The organism is Actinoplanes hulinensis (assembly GCF_019429605.1).
Taxonomy (GTDB): Bacteria; Actinomycetota; Actinomycetes; order Mycobacteriales; family Micromonosporaceae; genus Actinoplanes; species Actinoplanes campanulatus.
The window spans coordinates 1-18,925 of sequence record NZ_JAHXZI010000012.1 but is presented as its reverse complement, the minus strand read 5'-3'; the positions used below and the strand labels follow the sequence as shown (position 1 = coordinate 18,925).

Below are 18,925 nucleotides of genomic sequence, written 5' to 3'. Positions count from 1 at the left end.
CGTGAATCCGGGCACTCATCCGGCCAGCGAGGCCGGACGACGCCAAGTCCGGGTAACCATACGACTCCGGAGCGTCTCGCACATCGCCCTCGTTGTCCGCCATTGGTGTCCACTGCCCGGATCCGGCCTCGCCGTCCCACTGGCACAGCGTCCCTAACCTGGGTGAAGACGACCGTGTCGCCGAGCGTGGAGGAGATCGGAGAGATGGCCGACCCGCAGCCGGGCGATGAGACTCCGGCCGCCGGAATGCCCGACCCCACCCGGTACGCCGGATCCGGCGAGAACGACCCGCCCACCGAGGCGATTCCCGGCCGGTGGAGCGGCGCCGCGATGGTGCCCGAGCAGGGGCCGCGCCGCTCCCGCTGGTCCCGCATGATCGACCGGCTCACCGGCGGCGAGGCCGACCCGGAGGACGACCGCACCGCGGTGCCGGCCGCCGGCACCGGCCTGCCGCCGCTGCTCCCACCGAAGGTCCGCGCCTGGGGCCGCAGCGCCGCCACGAAAAGCCAGGAAGCGGCACGCAGCGCCGCCACGAAGAGCCAGGAAGCGGCCCGCCGCGCCACGGCGAAGAGTCAGGAGGCGGCCGGCAACGCCCCGGAGAAGATCCGGGCGTGGGGTCGGAAGGTCGCGGCCCCGGACCGGATCCCGGTTCAGCCCCGCCCACCGGCCACGCCACCCCCGTGGGCGGCCCGGCCGCTCCCCCGGCCACGCCGGCGCCGTCGGCTGCGCCGCCTGGTGCTGCTGGTGATCATCGGGCTGGCCCTCGGCTACTGGCTGGTGCCGGGCGTCCGGCAGTACCCGGTGACGGCCGTGCTCCCGGACTCCTTCGCCGATCTGAAGCTGCGCGACACCGCGGCCGGCCGGCGCGCCGCACAGCGGCTGGCCGACGAGTTGCAGTCGGCCGGATCGGGCGGCGACTCCTTCGCCGGCATCTACGCCGACGGGCGCGGCAAGCGCGTCACCGTCTTCGGTGTCACCGGTTTCCGGCTCACCCCGGGCTCCGACGTGGAGGCTCAGCTGGCGCGGCTGTCCGATTCGCTCCGGCTGAGGGACGTGCAGCCGTTCGACCTGGGTGTGTTCGGCGCGCATCAGCTGTGCGGGACCGGCCGGCTGGAGGACACGGCGGTGGTGGCGTGCGCCTGGGCGGACCACGGCAGTCTCGCCACGGTTCTGCTCACCCGGCGGTCGCTGGAGGAGAGCGCCGAGCTGGTGAGCAGTCTCCGCGACACCGTCCTGGAGCCGGCCGCCTGAAACGGCTGGCTCCGGGGGCTGTGGTCTATTCCTCGCGCTTGGGGGCGTAGCGCGGAACGTACTCCTGCCCGGTGAGCCGCTGGATCTCGCCCATCACCTGGTCGGTGAGTTCGCGCAGCGCGGTGCGGTCGTCGGGCCGGCCCACCGTATCGATCGGCTTGCCGAACTTGACCGTGATGACGCCGCGCTCCAGCTTCGGGACGAGACGGCCGATCGGCTGAACCTTGTCGGTCCCGAGGACGCCGACCGGAATGATCGGGACGCCCGCGGCGACGGCCAGCCGGGCGACGCCGGTCCGCCCGCGGTAGAGGCGCCCGTCGGGCGACCGGGTGCCCTCGGGATAGACCGCGATCAGTTCACCCTCGCGCAGCGCCGGGATGGCGGCGTCGAAGGCGGTGAGTGCGGCCCGGCCACCCTCGCGCTCGACGCGGATGGCGCCGAGGCCCTCCATCAGCTTGCGGTTGAGGAAACCCTTGACGCCGGTGCCGGTGAAGTAGTCGGACTTGGCCCAGAAGGCCAGGTGGCGGGGCACCACGGCGCCGAGGAGGAGTTCGTCGGCGACGGAGAGGTGGTTGCCCGCGAAGATGGCGCCGCCGGTCTGCGGGATGTTCTCGATGCCTTCGACGTGCGGCCGCCAGCCGGTCATCAGCACCTTGCCGACAGTGACCTTGCCGATCGAGTAGAGCAGCGGCAACTCGTCCTCCGGACGCGTGGGGGGTGGATGGTGTTGTGAGGTTAGCTGACAGTTGCCGCGATGTACCCAGTGATCTTGGACCGGCCCGGACATTCGCCCACACCAGGCGAACATCCGGGCCAATCGGTTGAATCACACCGCCGAAACGGTCACCGTGACCTGTTCGGCGTCGCCGACCTCGCCCGTGAAGCCTTCCGCCAGCTCGGCGAACTCCACCGACGTGGCGAGAGTCTCACCGGCGACGAACTCCCGGTACGCCTCGACCGCGGCCCGGACCACCGGCGCGGCCGACAGCACGAGCGCGATCCGGTCGCTGACGTCGAGGTCGGCGTCCCGGCGGGCCTGCTGCACGACGCGGATCACGTCGCGGGCCAGGCCCTCGGTGGCCAGCTCCTCGGTGACGACCGTGTCGAGGACCACGACACCGCCGCCGGCCGGCAGCGGCGCGGAGTTCTCCACGTCGGCGGCGACCAGCCTCAGCTCGTACTCCCCCTCGGCGAGGGTGACGCCGGCCGCGACCGGTGCGCCGTCGACGAGCTGCCACTCGCCGCTCTTGACCGCCTTGATCACCTGCTGGACCTGCTTGCCGACCCGGGGGCCGAGCGCCCGCGGGACGACCGTCAGGACCTGCTGGCAGTACGCGGCCACGTCGTCGGTGAAGACCACGTCCTTGACGTTGACCTCGTCCTTGAGCAGGTCGCCGAGGCCGGTCAGCCGGCCTCCGTCGGCAGTGGCCACGGTGAGCGTGGCCAGCGGCAGCCGGACCCGCAGCCCCTTGGCCTTGCGCAGCGACAGGGCCGCCGACGCCACGTCCCGGATCGCGTCCATCGACGCGACCAGCTCGTGGTCGGCCGGGAACACGTCCGCCGAGGGCCAGTCGGTCAGGTGCACCGAACGGCCGCCGGTCAGGCCCCGCCAGATCTCCTCGGCGGTCAGCGGCGCGAGCGGCGCCACCACCCGGGTGAGGGTCTCCAGCACGGTGGACAGGGTGTCGAAGGCGTCCTCGTCGCCGGCCCAGAAGCGGTCCCGGGAACGGCGCACGTACCAGTTGGTCAGGGCGTCGAGGTAGGACCGGATGCTGGCCGCGGCACCCGAGATGTCGTAGTCGTCCATCTGCCGCTGGACGTCGCTGACCAGCTCACCGGTCTTGGCGAGGATGTACCGGTCGAGCAGGTGCGTCGAATCCGTCCGATTCTTCGCGACGTAATCCGAAGCGTTCGCGTAGAGGCTGAAGAAGTACCAGACATTCCACAACGGCAGCAGCACCTGCCGGACCGAGTCACGGATCGCCACCTCGGTGACCGGCATGTCCCCGCCCCGGAGGACCGGCGACGACATCAGCATCCAGCGCATCGCGTCCGACCCGTAGGTGTCGAACACCCGGTACACGTCCGGATAGTTCCGCAGAGACTTGGACATCTTGCGACCGTCCTCGCCCAGCAGGATGCCGTGGCTCAGGCAGTTGCGGAACGCGGGCCGGTCGAACAGCGCCGTGGCCAGCACGTGCATGGTGTAGAACCAGCCGCGGGTCTGCCCGATGTACTCGACGATGAAGTCACCCGGGTAGTGGTGCTCGAACCAGTCCTTGTTCTCGAACGGGTAGTGCACCTGGGCGAACGGCATCGACCCGGACTCGAACCAGCAGTCCAGCACCTCCGGCACGCGCCGCATCGTCGACCTGCCGGTGGGGTCGTCCGGGTTCGGGCGGACCAGCTGGTCGACGTAGGGCCGGTGCAGGTCGGTGATGGTCACCCCGAAGTCGCGCGCGAGCTCCTCGTAGGAGCCGTAGACGTCGACGCGCGGATACTGCGGGTCGTCCGACTTCCACACCGGGATCGGCGAGCCCCAGAACCGGTTCCGGGAGATCGACCAGTCGCGGGCGTTGGACAGCCACTTGCCGAACGAGCCGTCCTTGATGTGCGAGGGCGTCCAGCTGATCTGCTGGTTCAGCTCGACCATCCGGTCCCGGAACGTGCTCACCGCCACGAACCAGGACGACACCGCCTTGTAGACGAGCGGGGTGTCACAGCGCCAGCAGTGCGGGTACGAGTGCGTGTACCCGTCGTGGCGCAGCACCACGCCGCGCTCCTTCAGCGTGGCGATCACCGGCTTGTTGGCGTCGAACACCTGGAGGCCCTGGTAGTCCGGGACCAGCGAGGTGAACCGGGTGTGTTCGTCGACGGTCACGACGGTCGGGATGCCGGCCGCGTTGCACGCGTTCTGGTCGTCCTCACCGAAGGCCGGGGCCATGTGGACGACACCGGTGCCGTCCTCGGTGGTCACGAACTCGGCGCCGAGGACCTGGAAGGCGTTCTCCCCGCCCGGCTCGACCAGGAAGTCGAAGAGCGGGGTGTAGCGGCGGCCGACGAGATCCCGGCCGTGGACGCTGCCGACCTGCTCGTAGCCCTCCAGCTCCTTGGCGTACGCCCCGACCCGCCCCGCGCCGATAAGCAGCTTCTGTCCCGAATTATCGGACATAACAGCGTATTCGATCTCAGGGCCGACCGCGAGCGCCAGGTTCGACGGCAGCGTCCACGGGGTCGTCGTCCAGACCGCGATGTCCTCGCCCGTGTCCAACCGGAATTTGACCGTCAACGCCGGATCGGTCCGATCCCGATAGACGTCGTCCATCCGCGTCTCGGTGTTGGACAGCGGCGTCTCGCACCGGAAGCAGTAGGCGAGAACCCGGAAGCCCTCGTACACCAGGCCCTTGTCATGCAGCGTCTTGAACGCCCACATGACCGACTCCATGTACTCCGGGTCGAGGGTCTTGTAGTCGTTCTGGAAGTCCACCCACCGGGCCTGGCGCGTCACATAACGCTCCCAGTCCTTGGTGTAGGCGAGCACCGACGTCCGGCAGGCGTCGTTGAACTTGTCGATGCCCAGGTCGACGATCTGCGCCTTGGTGGTGATGCCGAGCTGCTTCTCCGCCTCGACCTCGGCGGGCAGGCCGTGCGTGTCCCAGCCGAACCGCCGCTCCACCCGCCGGCCGCGCATCGTCTGGTAGCGCGGCACCAGGTCCTTCACGTACCCGGTGAACAGGTGGCCGTAGTGCGGCAGGCCGTTGGCGAACGGCGGACCGTCGTAGAAGACGTACTCGTTCGCGCCGTTCTCGCCCGCCGGCCGCTGGTCGACGGACGCCTCGAACGTCTTGTCGGCCGCCCAGTGGTCGAGCACGGCACGCTCGACCGCCGGCAGATCCGGGCTCGCCGGAACGCCGGTGGCGTCGGTGTGTTTCGGGTAGGCCATCTGGTGTTCCCCTCAAGCAGTTCACATGACGTGACTGCGAGGACGAGCCTTCGACGAAGACCCGCGGTACCACCTCGCTTGGCGGTTCATGGAGACCCGCCCGCTCATTCGCCGGAAGGCTGCGCGGTCCGGTGTCCGCCCGGTTCTACTAGGGCTCTTTCAAAAAGGCCCGTTCTTCCGGAGGCTCCCCGGTGATGGCCGGTTCAAAGCCTGCGTGCGCACAACGATACCGGGCACGCTCAGCTTCTCTCATCCGCATTACTTCAGGGGTACGGGCTACGCGCGGCCGCCGTGGGCCGGAAGCGACGTCCGTCGCTGCTCGCGCCCGGTGCCGCCCGCGCCGGGCGGAGCTGCCCACCCACCCTTCGACCGTAAACTCATGGGCGTGATCCGGATCGAGCTCGACGAACCGACCCTGTCGCGTACCCGGATCGCGATCAGCCCGCTGATCGAGACGGTCTGCGGCCTCTGGCTGCTGCACCGCCACCCGGAGACCGCGCCCTGGCCGTACGACGGCTGGGCCCGGCGGGCTCGGGCCGTGCTGCGCACCTATCCGGCGACCGCCCCGCTGCGGGTCTACTTCGAGGTGGGCCGGATGTTGCCGGACTTCCTCGCCCCGATGCCGGGGTCGCCGGCGCCCACCATCGAGGAGCAGCTCCACGAGGTCCGGCACACGCCCGCCGAGGTGATCGCGCAGCAGGTCGCCCGGCACCACCCGGACGGCGTTCCGACCTGTCTGCGGCCGTTCTTCGACGACCGGGAGACCGCGCTGAACCGGCTCGCCGACGGGCTCGCCGCCTTCTGGGACGGGGCCATGGCGCCGTACTGGCCGGCCATGCGGGCCGCGCTGGACGAGGAGGTCCTGCTGCGGGCCCGGGCGCTGGCCGCCGAAGGCCCGGACGCCCTGCTCGCCCGGCTGCACGACCGGGTCCGCTGGGAGCGGCCGGTGCTCACCCTGATGAAGCAGCTGGAGGACGACTTCACCGCGACCGACCAGCGGCTCCTGCTGGTGCCGCTGATCTTCTCGCGGGGCGCGCTGCTCTACTCCTCGGACCATCCCGAGGTGGTGCTGGTGACCTATCAGGCGCGCGGCGCCGCCGTACTGGCCGAGAGCCACACCCCGGCACCGGACGACCGGCTCACCCTGCTCATCGGCCGGGGCCGGGCCACCGTGCTGCGGGCGCTGACCACCCCGGCCACCACCACCGGGCTGGCCACCGTGCTGGGGCTGGCGCCGAGCACGGTCTCCGAGCACCTGGCCGGATTGCAGGCCGCCGGGGTGGTGCACCGGCGGCGGGCCGGGCGCCGGGTCCTCTACGGCCTGGAACCGGCCGGGCTGGCACTGGTCAACCTGCTCGGCGACGATTCGGCCACGACCGAATTCGTTTCCTGAATCGACAGTCGTTCCCTAGTTTTCCGGGCATGGAAAGCGACTACGCCATCGAGGCGGAGGGCCTGCGCCGCACGTACCGGACCCGCACCGGCTGGCTGCGGCCCCGGCGCGAGACGGTGGAGGCGGTCCGCGGCATCGACCTGACGGTGCGCCGCGGCGAACTGTTCGGCCTGCTCGGCCCGAACGGCGCCGGCAAGACCACCACCATCAAGATGCTCAACACCCTGCTCATCCCGACCGCCGGCACCGCGCGGATCCGCGGCTTCGACGTGGTCGAGCAGACCCGGGAGGTACGGCGGCGGATCGGGTACGTGTTCGGCGGCGACCGCGGCCTCTACGACCGGCTGTCGGCGCTGGACAACCTGCGGTACTTCGCCGAGCTGTACGGCGTACCGCCCCGCGACCAGAGACGGCGCATCGCCGAGCTGCTGGAACTCGTCGGGCTCACCGGACGGGAGAAGGAACGGGTCGAGGGCTACTCCCGCGGCATGCGGCAGCGGCTGCACATCGCCCGCGGCCTGCTGCACGCCCCCGAGGTGCTGTTCCTCGACGAACCGTCGATCGGGGTCGACCCGGTCGCCGCCCGGGAGCTGCGCCGCACCGTCGCCGGGCTGGCCGCGGGCGGCACGACGGTCGTGCTGACCACGCACTACATGGCCGAGGCGGACGAGCTCTGCGACCGGATCGCGGTGATCTCCGGCGGCGAGATACAGGCACTCGGCACACCAGCCGAGCTGCGGAGCCGGGCAGACGGGCGGCGGGTCGTGGAGGTCGAGGCGTACGGCGTCCCGGACACCGCGATCAGCGCCCTACGGGGGCTGCCCGGCGTCCGCGAAACCTCGGTGGAGGACCGCGGGGCGCTGCAACTGCTGACCGTCCAGTCCGATGCGCACGTCGACGTACAGGGTGACGTGCTGCGGGAACTCGCCGGGATCCGGCTGGGCCGGGTGGACAGCCGGGAGCCGACGCTGGAGGACGCGTACGTGGCGATCGTGGGTGCCGCATGAGGACGCTGCGCACCCTGCTGATCGGCACCGTGCTGCGCGCCAAGCACCTCAGCCGGTCCCCGTTCGAGATCGCCATGGCACTGGTCATCCCGCTGGTCCAGGCCACCCTCGCGGTCTACCTGTTCCGGGCCGGCGACGAGCCGCACCGGCTGCTGGAGGCCGCGGTCGGCGCCGGCCTGATGGGCGTCTGGGCCTCGGTGCTCACCGGTTCCGGCGGCGCCATCCAGCACCAGCGGTTCGAGGGCACCCTCGAGATCATCATGCTGACGCCCCGGCACCCGGTGCTGGTGGTCCTGCCGCTCACCGCCGCCACCGCGGTCACCGGCTGCTACGCGCTGGTCGCCACCCTGCTGTGGGGCCGCCTCGTCTACGGCATCCCGATCGACCTGGCGCACCCGCTCGCCTTCGGGGCCGCCACCCTGGCCTGCATCGCCGGGCTCGGCATGTTCGGCCTGCTGCTGGCCTCCACGTTCGTGCTGCTGCGCAACGCCAACGCGCTGGCCAACCCGCTCGACTACCCGATCTGGCTGCTCTCCGGAATGCTCGTGCCGATCAGCGTGCTGCCGGCCTGGACCGCCCCGATCGCGGCCGTCCTGCCGACCACGTGGGGCGCCCGGGCGCTGCGCGAGGCCACCGTCGGCGGGCCGGTCTGGCCGTCGATCGGGATCTGCCTGGCCCTCGGCACGGTGTGCCTGGTGCTCGGGGCGGTCCTGCTGAAATCGTTCGAACGCCGCGCCCGCGCGGCCGCGACCCTGGCGCTGGCATGAGGACGCTACGGCTCATGGGCATCGGTGGCGCGCTGGCGTACCGGGCCCTGTTCAACTGGACCACCCCCGCCATGTACACCGGGACACTGCTCGCCGGGCCCACCTTCCAGCTGCTGTTCTTCGCCTATCTGGGGCGGCAGTTGCAGGTGGCCGACGACCGGTTCTTCATCGTCGGCAACGCGGTTCTGGCCGCGTCGACCGCCTGCGTGTTCGGCGGGACGATGGCGGTCGCCAACGAGCGCCGCTACGGCACCCTCGGCCACGTGCTGCTGTCCCCGCGCAGCCGGACCGTGGTGTTCTGGGGGCGGGTGCTGCCGTACGCCGGGAACGGCCTGCTCATCGCCGCGTTCACGCTGCTCATGGGGGTGTTGCTGCTCGGCCTGCGGATCCCCGCCCCGGCCCTGCCCGGTCTGGCACTGGCCCTGGCCGCCGGCTCGCTGGCCTGCGGCTTCTTCGGGCTCACGCTGGGCGCGCTGGGTCTGCGGTTCCGCGACGTGTGGGTGGTCTCCAACGTGTCGGCCGCGCTGCTGCTCCTGCTGACCGGGGTCAACGTACCGCGCGACGGACTGCCCGACTGGATGATCACTGTCGGACATCTGCTGCCGATCACCCACGCGGCGGAGGCGGCCCGGCTGCTCGCCGCCGGGCGCGGCCTCGAGGCGGCCGCGCCCGCGCTGGGCCTGGAACTGCTGGTCGGCGCCGGCTACGCGGTCCTCGCCGCGCTCCTGCTCAAGGTCTTCGAGGCCGAGTCCCGTCGCCGGGCGAGCCTGGAGACCCTGTAACGACTGTCAGATCTAGAACTTCGGGAACCAGAGCGCCAGCTCGCGCTCGGCGCTCTCCGGGGAGTCGGAGGCGTGCACCAGGTTCTCCCGGTTGGAGAGCGCCAGGTCACCACGGATCGTGCCGGCGGCCGCCTTGCGGCCGTCGGTCGCGCCGATCATGGCCCGGACCACCTCGATGACCGAGTCACCGGAGAGGATCAGAGCCGCCAGCGGCCCGCTCGTCATGAAGTCCCTCAGCGGCGGGTAGAAGGCCTTGTCCACATGCTCGGCGTAGTGCGCGTCAGCCAGGGAGCCGTCCATCGTGCGCAACTCCAGCGCCTCGATGACCAGGCCCTTACCCTCGAAACGGGACAGAATCTCACCGAGCAGGCCACGGCGCACCGCGTCGGGCTTGATCAGGACGAGCGAACGCTCGGTAGGGCTGGACACGCAGTTCCTCCGTTATCACTACAGGCCGACACGCGGGGAGTTCAGCCTATCGGTACCGCGAACGGGGCGAGCGGCGATGTCCGTACTGCCGCACTTTCGCGGACGCACCGCAGGGCCATAACCTGACGGGAACAACCGGGAGGTCCACAGTGGCGAACCAGACCGGCCGGCCAATCGCCCCGGCGCGCAAGCTGGTAGCGGCGATCATGGCCACGCTGGCGGCCTTCGTGATCGTTTACGGGCTCGGCATGCGGAGTTCGGCCGTCGCCTTCTTCGGCGTCGCCGTTCTCGCCATCGCCATAGCGGTCGCTTTCCTCAACGTGTCGCGCCGTGGCGGCCGGGCCACCGTGGCGGGCACCGCCGAGGTGCGGTCGATCACCGAGCCGCCGCCGGTCGGGGCGTACGGGCGGGCCACCATCGAGCTCATCGTGGTGGCGCCCGGCCTGGGCGCCTTCGACGCCATGGTCCGCGAGTCCCGGGTGCCGATCGAGAAGTGGCCGGATCCGGGCACGACCGTCCCGATCACCGTCGACGTCGACGACACCCGCCGCGTCCGGATCAACTGGAAGGACGCCGTCGCCCGCCCCCAGGGCGAGGACCCGCCGCCACCTCCCGCCCCCGCCGACGGCCTCGATCCGGACGATCTCGACGAGGAACTCCTCGGCTCCGCCGACCCGGCCCCGTGGGAGGGCCGCGAACGTGAGTGGGACGTCGACACCGAGGACGACCCGCCACCCCCGCCCGGCCCGCGCGCCTCCTCCGGCGGGTTCGGCCGCCGGACCACCACGCCCGTCGTGGTCCGCGACACGCCCGCCGGCACCATCGTCGAGGGCCAGGTGGTCGGCACCGACGAGGAGCCGCCCCCGCTGCCCCGCCGGGCACGGCCGTTCGGCCCCGCCGCCGCCACCGCGTCCACGGCCTTCGACGACCCGCCGCGGTCCGGTGCACGCGACCACGCCGAGGACTTCTCCACCTCGCCGTACGACCCAGGCCCCACCCCGTCGTCCGACCCGCGCCCGGCCCCCGGCCCCGGCCCGTCGGCCAATTCGCACCCGGCCTCCGGCTCCGCCCCGTCGGCCAATTCGCACCCGGCCCCCGGCCCCGCCGCGTCGTTCGCGGGCCCGCCGTCAGGTGCCGCCTTCGCCACCTCGCCCGCGGAGGCCCCCAGCCGCCCGTTCGGCCCCGACCCTTCCGATCCGTCCGCCGGTGGACCCGGCCCGGCGGGTGGTCCCCGCACCACGACCGCCTCGGCCTCCACCCGCCCGCCCGGCTCCCGCCCGAGCCCGCGCCCCCGGAACTCCTCCGCCACCGCGACGGTCGAGCGCGACACCCCACCGGCCGCGTCCCGCGCCACCACCAGGACCGCCACTCAGGCGGCCACGACCATGCCCCCACCCCAGCGCACGTCGGCCGAGTCGGCTCCCACCCCACCGGCCGACCCCCACACCGCCGAGGCTCCCGACGCGGACGAGGTCCACCGCACCGAGAGCGACCGGGCCGCCTCCCCGGCACCCCGGCCCCGCCGGCCCACCGAAGCCGGCGACACCGCCCCGCCCACCCGGGAGACCCGCCACACCGGCCCGGCAGCGGAGACTCCCCGGAGCACCGTCCACCCGGCCGGCCCCCACACGGACGAGGTCGACGCCGACCGGAGCAGCACCGAGAAGTCCGGCTACCACCAGCCCGGGACCGGCACGACGGGCGCACACCGCGCCCACGCCGAACCCGATGCCGATACGGCCGTCGATCTCGATCTGGAGGACACCGGCCCAGCCGTCGACCTGGACCTGGAGGGAACCGGTCCGGCCGTCGACCTGGACCTGGAGTCCGTCGACCCGGCCGTCGACCTGGACCTGGACGGCCCGCCCACCCGCCCGGCACAATCCGGCGTCGGCACCACCGCCGCCGCGGCCTCGTCCCGGTCGGCGGCGATTCCACGCCAGGCGGGACACCGCCGAGCCGACGACATCGACCCCCCGGCGCGCCCCTCCGATGGCGAAGCCGTCCCGGGCACCCCCCGCGAAGGCGTCCCGGGCACCTCTCGGGAGACCGTCCGGGGCATCCCCCGCGAGACCCCGGCCGGGCCCGACGCCTCCGACCGCGGTCGCCACGACCGTCCGACCAACGACCAGCGATCCGCCCCGGAGACCGCGGCCTCTTCCAGCGCGCCGACCGTCCCCGCCGGGCGCCCGTCTTCTCAGGCCCCCGAGGATTCGCGAGGACCACGCCGCGGCACCGGGCCGGTCGATCCGGTCTCGCCCGCCTCACGGACGCCCCGAACCGGCACTCCCCCGCCACCACCCACCGCGTGGAGCCAGGGGTTGAAGCCCCCACCGCCACCGGTCCCGCGCCCGGCCGACGCCCCCGCACCGCCCCCGAGGCGCGTGCCCCGCCCGAGTCGCGCGGCGCCGCCCCCACCTCAGGCCCGGCCGGCATCTCAGACGACCACCCCGGCCACAACGCCGCCCGCACCTCAGACGGCCACCCCCGCAGCGCGCCCGGCCCGGGCCGAGGTACCACCGCGGGCCCCGTGGTCCCGGCCGTCGCAGGCGACCGCATCCCGCGGTGACGCACGCTGGACCGGGTCCACCCCCGAGACACCGGATCGCCCGGCTCCGCGACAGGCCCCACCGAGCGCCCCACCCCACGACGACCGCTGGGCGCGTCCCACGACCTCCCCGTGGGCGGAGCCGGAGGACGAACCCACCCCGGTCCCCCCGAACGTCGACGCCCATCCGCTGGGCAGCCGAACCCGGTTCTTCGTGCAGCCGGGCACCGAGCCGGGCACCCCTTCGACGACCGCTGAGGAGACGACCGCCGAGGACGAGCCGGGCACCAGGCCGGGGCCGACCCCGGTGGCGTTCCCGGCACAACCGCGCCGGGAGCGCGCCACGACCGCGCCGTCCCCGCTGACCACGCCCCCGACCGCCCCGGCCCCGGACCGGCCGTTCCCGAGCGCGCCGCCGCCGGCCTCCTACCCGTCCCGCGACCACGTCGACATTCCGCTGGATCTGCCGTTGCGCGGTAACCCGGGGGCGCAGGCGGCACCCGCCGTGGCTGACGGCTTCGTCGCGCCCCCGGAGCAGCCCCCGGAGCAGCCCTGGGAGCAGCCCCGGGAGCAGCCCCGGGAGCAGCCCTCGGAGCAGCCACCGAAGGGCACGTCGGCGCTGCGCGACGGCATCCTGGGTGTGGCGGTGGGCCGCGCGGCCGTCTCACCGCACCCGGAGGACGGCAACCCGTGGGGTGATTTCGCCGGCCGCAACGAGCCGGACGAGCACGCCGCCGATGTGATCACCGGCTATCCGAGCGCCCGCCCGGGCCCGGCCGGCTCGATCCACGGGGTGGGCATCACCATCCTGGTCACCGACCTGGCGCGCTCGACCGAGTTCTACCGGGACGTGCTCGGCTTCCACGAGATCGACACCGGCGACGGCAGTGCCGTACTGGCGTCCGGCGACACCCGCCTGGTGCTGCGTACGGTGCACAACCTGTCGTCCGAAGCGGGCCGGCTGATCTACCTGAACCTGGAGGTCGGCGACATCGAGGCGGTGCACACCGAGTTGCGGGAGAAGGGCGTCAAGTTCGTCCACTCGCCCCGCCCGGTGAACCGCGGCGACCGCCTGGAGCTGTGGTCGGCGACGTTCCGCGACCCGGACAACCACAACATCGCGATCACCCAGTGGCGGGCCATCCACTGACGGGCATCACCCGGTCCCGGAACGGGACCGGGTGTCAGCCCAGGATCGTCCGGCGTACGTGCAGCACGTACACCCACGTCAACCCGAAGATCACCCCGACCGCGGCCAGGGTCCAGTGCAGGAACCCGCCGAGCAGCAGCAGGACCTGGAGCACGGTGCCACCGGCCCACGCCCAGCTCCGCTTCATGCTGCCGGCCAGCACGATCGCCAGCACGGCCAGCACGAGCACCATGATGATCGCCGGGCCGCTACCGTCTCCGGCGATCGTCTTCAGGGGCGCCACCATGAGCAGCAGCACGACCGTCTCCAGCGCCAGTGTCCCGGCGCCGAGTCCCCGTACCGCTGCTTGGGGGTTCTTGAGCCCGGAGGGGCGTGGCTCTTGCGGGGCGCTCATCGTTTGAGCAGCTTCCGCGCGTCGGCGACGGTGACGACCGATCCGGTGATCAGCACAGCGATGCCGCTGGTGTCCCCGGAGGAGTCCTCCTCGGCCAGGACGACGGCCTCCTCGATGGCGTCGGGCATGGTAGCCGTGACCGTCACCCGGTCCTCACCGAAGACGGCCACCGCCAGTTGGCCCAGTTCCTCGGCGGGCATGGCGCGCGGCGAGCTGTTCTGCGTCACCACGATCTTGGCGGCGACCGGCTCGAGCAGGTCGAGTAGGCCGGTGACGTCCTTGTCGCCGAGCACCGACACGACCGCCACCAGGTGCCGGAAGGAGAACTCCTCCTCCAGCGCGGTGACCGTGGCGGCCATCCCGTGCGGGTTGTGCGCGCCGTCGAGCAGGATGGTGGGCGCGCTGCGCACCCGTTCCAGCCGGCCGGGCGAGTCCACCCGGGCGAACCCTTCCCGGACCAGGTCGACCTCGAGCTGCCTGCCGGGGCCGGCGCCGAGGAAGGCCTCGACGGCGGCGAGCGCGATCGCGGCGTTCTGCGCCTGGTGGGCGCCGAAAAGCGGCAGGAAGATCTCGTCGTAGACGCCGCCGAGCCCTTGGAGGGTGAGCACCTGCCCGCCGACCGCCTGGGTCCGCTCCACCACCCCGAACTCGCTGCCCTCCCGGGCGAGGGTGGCCTGCATGTCGGCGCAGCGTTCGAGGATGGGCCGCATGGCTTCCTCGGTCTGGAGCGCGGTGATCACGGTGGCGCCCTGGTGGATGATGCCCACCTTGTGCCAGGCGATGTCCTCGATCGTGTCGCCGAGCCACTCGGTGTGGTCGAGCCCGATCGGGGTGAGCACGCAAACGCCCGCCTCGATGACGTTGGTGGCGTCCTCCTCGCCGCCGAGCCCCACCTCGACGACCGCGATGTCCACCGGCGCGTCGGCGAACGCCGCGTACGCCATGGCCGTCGTCATGTCGAAGTAGGTGAGCGGCTCCGCATAGCGTGCGTCGACGAGCTCGGCCAGCGGCGCCACCTCGTTGAACGTGGTGACGAGCCGCTCCTCCGACACCGGCTCCCCGTCGAGGCTGATCCGCTCCCGGACGCTCTCCAGGTGCGGGCTGGTGTAGCGGCCGGTGTGCAGCCCGTGGGCCCGCAGCAGCGCGTCGATCATCCGCGCCGTACTGGTCTTGCCGTTGGTCCCGGTCAGGTGGATCGCCGGGTACGCCCGCTGCGGGCTGCCCAGCACATCCATCAGATCTCGGATCTTCTGCATGTCGAACGCCATGCGGGTGAAGCCGCGCTTGTCCAGCGCGGCCTCGACCTCGTCGTACTCGGGGTTGCTCATGATGCCGGCAACCCCGAGAGGGCGGCGGCGATCCGGACCAGGTCGGCCTCGGCGGCCGCGAGCCGGTCCTTGATCTTCGCGACCACGGCTTCCGGGGCCTTGCCGATGAAGGCCTCGTTGCCGAGTTTGGCCCGGCACTGGGTGACCTCCTTCTCAGCGGCCGCCCGGTCCTTCTCCAGCCGGGCCCGTTCGGCGGCCACGTCGATGGCGCCCCGGGTGTCCAGGTCGACGGTGATGCCACCGGTCACCGCGAGGGTGGCGGTGGTGGCGAAGTCGGCGCCGGGCGCGTCGAGCCGGGCCAGCGAACGGATCAGCGGCTCGTGCGCGTCGATGCCGACGTTGCCCAGCCCGGTGAGCGCCGCGGTGACCCGCTGGCTCGGCTTGAGCCCCTGGTCGGAGCGGAACCGCCGGACCTCGGTGACCACCTTCTGGAGGGCGGCCAGTTCCTCCTCGGCGGCGTCGTCGACGAGCGCCGGGTCGGCCGACGGCCACGCCGCCTTCATCACCGTCTCGCCGCCGGTGAGCGCGATCCACAGCTCCTCGGTGACGAACGGGATGACCGGGTGCAGCAGCCGCAGCAACTGGTCGAGCACGTGCCCGAGCACGCGCTGCGTCACGGCGCTGCCCTGGGCCAGCACCGGCTTGCTCAGCTCCAGGTACCAGTCACACACGTCGTCCCACGCGAAGTGGTAGAGCGCGTCGCAGACCTTCGCGTACTCGTAGGCCGCGAAGTAGCCGTCCACCTCAGCGGTCACGTGCTGGAGGCGGGAGAGAATCCACTTGTCGATAGCGGACAGTTCGGACGGCAAAGGAAGGTCGCCCGAGACCGACGCGCCGTTCATCATGGCGAACCGGGTCGCGTTCCACAGCTTGTTGCAGAAGTTGCGGGAGCCCTGGCACCACTCCTCGCTGACCGGCACGTCGGAGCCGGGGTTGGCGCCGCGGGCCAGCGTGAAGCGGGTGGCGTCGGCGCCGTACCGGTCGATCCAGTCGAGCGGGTCGACCACGTTGCCGAACGACTTCGACATCTTCTTGCCGAACTGGTCGCGCACCATGCCGTGCAGGTTGACCACGTCGAACGGCTGCCGGCCGTCCATCGCGTAGAGACCGAACATCATCATCCGGGCGACCCAGAAGAAGAGGATGTCGTAGCCGGTCACCAGCACGCTGGTCGGGTAGAACTTCTCCAGGTCGGCGGTCTGCTCCGGCCAGCCCAGCGTGGAGAACGGCCACAGGCCCGAGGAGAACCAGGTGTCGAGGACGTCCTCGTCCTGCTTCCAGCCCTCACCGGTGGGCGGCTGCTCGTCCGGTCCGACGCAGACGACCTCGCCGTCCGGCCCGTACCAGACCGGGATCCGGTGGCCCCACCACAGCTGCCGGGAGATGCACCAGTCGTGCATGTTGTCGACCCAGGCGAAGTACCGCTTGGACAGCTCCGCCGGCTCGATCTTGACCCGGCCGTCACGGACCGCGTCCCCGGCCGCCTTGGCCAGCGGCTTCGTGTTGACGAACCACTGCAGCGACAGGCGCGGCTCCACCGTGGTCTTGCACCGCGAACAGTGCCCCACCGAGTGCAGGTAGGGCCGCTTCTCGGCGACGATCCGGCCCTGCTCCCGCAGCGCCGCGACGATCGCCGGACGGGCCTCATAACGATCAAGACCTTCGAACGGGCCGGGTACGGTGATGATCGCCCGCTCGTTCATGATCGCCGGACTGGGCAGACCGTGCCGCTGCCCGATCTCGAAGTCGTTGGGGTCGTGGGCCGGGGTCACCTTGACGGCGCCGGTGCCGAACGACGGGTCGACGTGCTCGTCCGCCACGATCGGGATGCGCCGGCCGGTCAGCGGCAGCTCGACCTCGGTGCCGACCAGGTGCTTGTAGCGCTCGTCGTCGGGGTGCACGGCCACCGCGGTGTCACCGAGCATCGTCTCGGCACGGGTGGTGGCGACGACGATCGAGTTCTCGCCCTCGCCGTACCGGATCGAGACCAGCTCGCCCTCGTCCTCGGTGTGCTCCACCTCGATGTCGCTGAGCGCGGTGAGGCAGCGCGGGCACCAGTTGATGATCCGGTTGGCCCGGTAGATCAGCTCGTCGTCGTACAGCCGCTTGAAGATCGTCTGAACGGCGCGGGAGAGGCCCTCGTCCATGGTGAACCGCTCGCGCGACCAGTCGACGGAGTCGCCGAGCCGCCGCATCTGCCCGAGGATGGCGCCACCGGACTCGGCCTTCCACTCCCAGACCCGCTCGACGAACTTCTCCCGGCCCAGGTCGTGCCGGGACAGCTGCTGCGCGGCGAGCTGCCGCTCCACCACGTTCTGCGTGGCGATGCCGGCGTGGTCCATGCCGGGCAGCCACAGCACCTCGTAGCCCTGCATCCGCTTGAGCCGGACCAGGGTGTCCTGAATCGTGTGGTCGAGGGCGTGCCCCACGTGCAGGGACCCGGTCACGTTCGGCGGCGGGATCACGATCGTGAACGGCGGCTTGTCACTCTTCGGGTCCGCCGTGAAGTAACCCTCCGATACCCACCGCTCGTACCGCCGCTGCTCTACCTCGCCCGGCTGGTACTGGGCGGAGAGGCCACCGGTGGGCCGGCTGTCGGGAGTACGGGGTTCGGTCTCATCGGTCACCCGACAAGTCTACGGATCCCCGGCCACCGACCCGAATTCGCACCTCCTCCGAAGGACCCCGGCACCCCGGGTGATCGGCCCGTCCACCACCCACGGCGCCGGCCGCCACCGGATAGGCTCGCCTGATGTCGGACCGCGGTCAGCACACACCTCCTCCCGCCTCCCCGGAGCAGCCGGAACCCGCGCGCGCTCCGGAGCCCACCGCGGACCAGCCCACTTCCGAGCCCAGCACCACTCCGTCACCCGCGCCCGTCGACACTCCACCGCCCGCGATCGGCCCCGCGCCCAGCGACACCCCACCGCCCGCGACCGGCCCCGCGCCCAGCGACACCCCACCGCCCGCGGCGGGCTCGCTCTTCAGCGCGCCCGCGGCCCCGGCCGACGACGACACCCCGCTGGAACTGAGCGCGACCCCCGACGACCCGGACGGTGACAACGCGTTCGGTCTGATGGCTGCGGAGAGCGACGACCCCGCCCGCCCTGCGAAGCCGCGCAGCAAAACCCGCACGATCGTCCTGGCGAGCCTGCTCGCGGTGACGGTCGCCGGCGCCGGCGCCATGGCCGTCTTCGGCTGGCGGATCAACTCCCAGCGCAACACGACGCTCGCCACACCGACCAGCATCGGCTCGCTCACCCTCGACGACAGCGAGGAGGCCGCCGCGACCGCCGACTACCTGCAGACCGCTCTCTCCGCGGAGATCCCCATGACCAAGGCGGTGGGCGCCGTCTACACCGGGGCCGACGAGAAGAGCGTCCTGTTCTTCGGCGGCACCTCGCTCTTCTGGTCCCCCGGCTCCGAGCTGGACACCGCTTTCGATCTGGTGGGCGACGACCAGGGCGCGGTCACCGAGATCAGCGACGTGGAAGCCGGCGATCTGGGCGGCACCATGAAATGCGGAGTGACCCATTCCTCCGACGGCGACCTGACGGTCTGCGGCTGGGCCGACCACGGCGCCCTGGCCCTGGCCATGTTCCCGAACCGCACCCCGGCCGAAGCCGCCCCCTTGATGCTCCAGATCCGTTCCGCCACCCAAACCCGAAGCTAAGAAAACCCTTTCCGGTACGAAAGTGCCCGCCCCCAAACGCACCACCCCGTTCCGGGAGTCCCCGCGAGGCCGCTGCGCCGTCCCAGCCGTGCAGCGCCCGCCGGGCGTGAGCCTTCCGTCACCGAAAAAGGGCAAAAAGAAAGGCCCACCCCGTATGGGGTGGGCCTTTCTATCACGTTGAGTCCGGCGGCGTCCTACTCTCCCACACCCTCCCGAGTGCAGTACCATCGGCGCTGAAGGGCTTAGCTACCGGGTTCGGA

At 71.8% G+C, this 18,925-nt stretch carries 13 protein-coding genes and 1 rRNA gene; 7 read left to right on the top strand and 7 right to left on the bottom strand.

Annotated features, from left to right (window positions below):
• The first annotated feature begins 162 nt into the window (after positions 1-162).
• Positions 163-1,251 carry a hypothetical protein gene (locus KZ829_RS22655; protein WP_220145946.1) on the top strand — a complete coding sequence of 363 codons (1,089 nt, stop codon included), beginning with the start codon at positions 163-165 and terminating at the stop codon, positions 1,249-1,251.
• Between the two features lie 25 nt (positions 1,252-1,276).
• Here the strand turns inward: KZ829_RS22655 and KZ829_RS22650 are convergent, their stop codons facing one another.
• Both KZ829_RS22650 and ileS read right to left on the bottom strand, forming a co-directional pair.
• Entirely contained in the window at positions 1,277-1,945 is a 669-nt protein-coding gene (locus KZ829_RS22650; RefSeq protein WP_220145945.1) for a lysophospholipid acyltransferase family protein, read from the bottom strand.
• Between the two features lie 132 nt (positions 1,946-2,077).
• Complete coding sequence (gene ileS, locus KZ829_RS22645; RefSeq protein WP_220145944.1) at positions 2,078-5,194, bottom strand: isoleucine--tRNA ligase; 3,117 nt, start codon at positions 5,192-5,194, stop codon at positions 2,078-2,080.
• 385 nt (positions 5,195-5,579) lie between these two features.
• Here ileS and KZ829_RS44625 point away from each other — a divergent pair, with 385 nt between their 5' ends.
• From KZ829_RS44625 to KZ829_RS22625, 4 genes are read left to right on the top strand one after another with little or no spacing between them, the layout of a single operon-like run.
• Positions 5,580-6,587 carry an ArsR family transcriptional regulator gene (locus KZ829_RS44625; protein ID WP_220145943.1) on the top strand — a complete coding sequence of 336 codons (1,008 nt, stop codon included), beginning with the start codon at positions 5,580-5,582 and terminating at the stop codon, positions 6,585-6,587.
• 29 nt (positions 6,588-6,616) lie between these two features.
• Entirely contained in the window at positions 6,617-7,594 is a 978-nt protein-coding gene (locus KZ829_RS22635; protein WP_204295114.1) for an ABC transporter ATP-binding protein, read from the top strand.
• Complete coding sequence (locus tag KZ829_RS22630) at positions 7,591-8,361, top strand: ABC transporter permease (protein WP_220145942.1); 771 nt, start codon at positions 7,591-7,593, stop codon at positions 8,359-8,361. Before KZ829_RS22635 ends, KZ829_RS22630 begins: the two co-directional genes overlap by 4 nt.
• On the top strand, positions 8,358-9,143 hold the full coding sequence (locus KZ829_RS22625) for an ABC transporter permease (RefSeq protein ID WP_220145941.1): 786 nt from the start codon (positions 8,358-8,360) through the stop codon (positions 9,141-9,143). Before KZ829_RS22630 ends, KZ829_RS22625 begins: the two co-directional genes overlap by 4 nt.
• A 12-nt stretch (positions 9,144-9,155) precedes the next feature.
• Here KZ829_RS22625 and ndk read toward each other — a convergent pair whose 3' ends face one another.
• Complete coding sequence (gene ndk, locus KZ829_RS22620) at positions 9,156-9,572, bottom strand: nucleoside-diphosphate kinase (RefSeq protein ID WP_220145940.1); 417 nt, start codon at positions 9,570-9,572, stop codon at positions 9,156-9,158.
• A 149-nt stretch (positions 9,573-9,721) separates the two neighbouring features.
• Here ndk and KZ829_RS43225 point away from each other — a divergent pair, with 149 nt between their 5' ends.
• Positions 9,722-13,270 (top strand): VOC family protein, encoded by a 3,549-nt coding sequence (locus KZ829_RS43225; protein ID WP_308285622.1) that lies wholly within the window; start codon positions 9,722-9,724, stop codon positions 13,268-13,270.
• A 34-nt stretch (positions 13,271-13,304) separates the two neighbouring features.
• Here KZ829_RS43225 and KZ829_RS22610 read toward each other — a convergent pair whose 3' ends face one another.
• Genes KZ829_RS22610 through KZ829_RS22600 form a run of 3 tightly spaced genes read right to left on the bottom strand, consistent with a single transcriptional unit; the run spans position 13,305 to position 17,619 of the window.
• Positions 13,305-13,664 carry a DUF4233 domain-containing protein gene (locus KZ829_RS22610; RefSeq protein WP_220145939.1) on the bottom strand — a complete coding sequence of 120 codons (360 nt, stop codon included), beginning with the start codon at positions 13,662-13,664 and terminating at the stop codon, positions 13,305-13,307.
• Positions 13,661-14,992, bottom strand: coding sequence for a bifunctional folylpolyglutamate synthase/dihydrofolate synthase (locus KZ829_RS22605; RefSeq protein WP_220145938.1), 1,332 nt, complete (start codon positions 14,990-14,992; stop codon positions 13,661-13,663). The genes KZ829_RS22610 and KZ829_RS22605 overlap by 4 nt, the downstream gene beginning before the upstream one ends.
• A complete protein-coding gene (locus KZ829_RS22600) occupies positions 14,989-17,619 on the bottom strand; it encodes a valine--tRNA ligase (RefSeq protein WP_220145937.1) in 2,631 nt (876 codons plus the stop codon). The genes KZ829_RS22605 and KZ829_RS22600 overlap by 4 nt, the downstream gene beginning before the upstream one ends.
• A gap of 125 nt (positions 17,620-17,744) precedes the next feature.
• Between KZ829_RS22600 and KZ829_RS22595 the strand changes: the two genes are divergently transcribed.
• Complete coding sequence (locus tag KZ829_RS22595) at positions 17,745-18,665, top strand: hypothetical protein (RefSeq protein WP_246636112.1); 921 nt, start codon at positions 17,745-17,747, stop codon at positions 18,663-18,665.
• Positions 18,666-18,846: 181 nt separating this feature from the next.
• Here the strand turns inward: KZ829_RS22595 and rrf are convergent.
• Positions 18,847-18,925 (bottom strand): 5S ribosomal RNA (gene rrf, locus KZ829_RS45030); the annotation flags it as partial.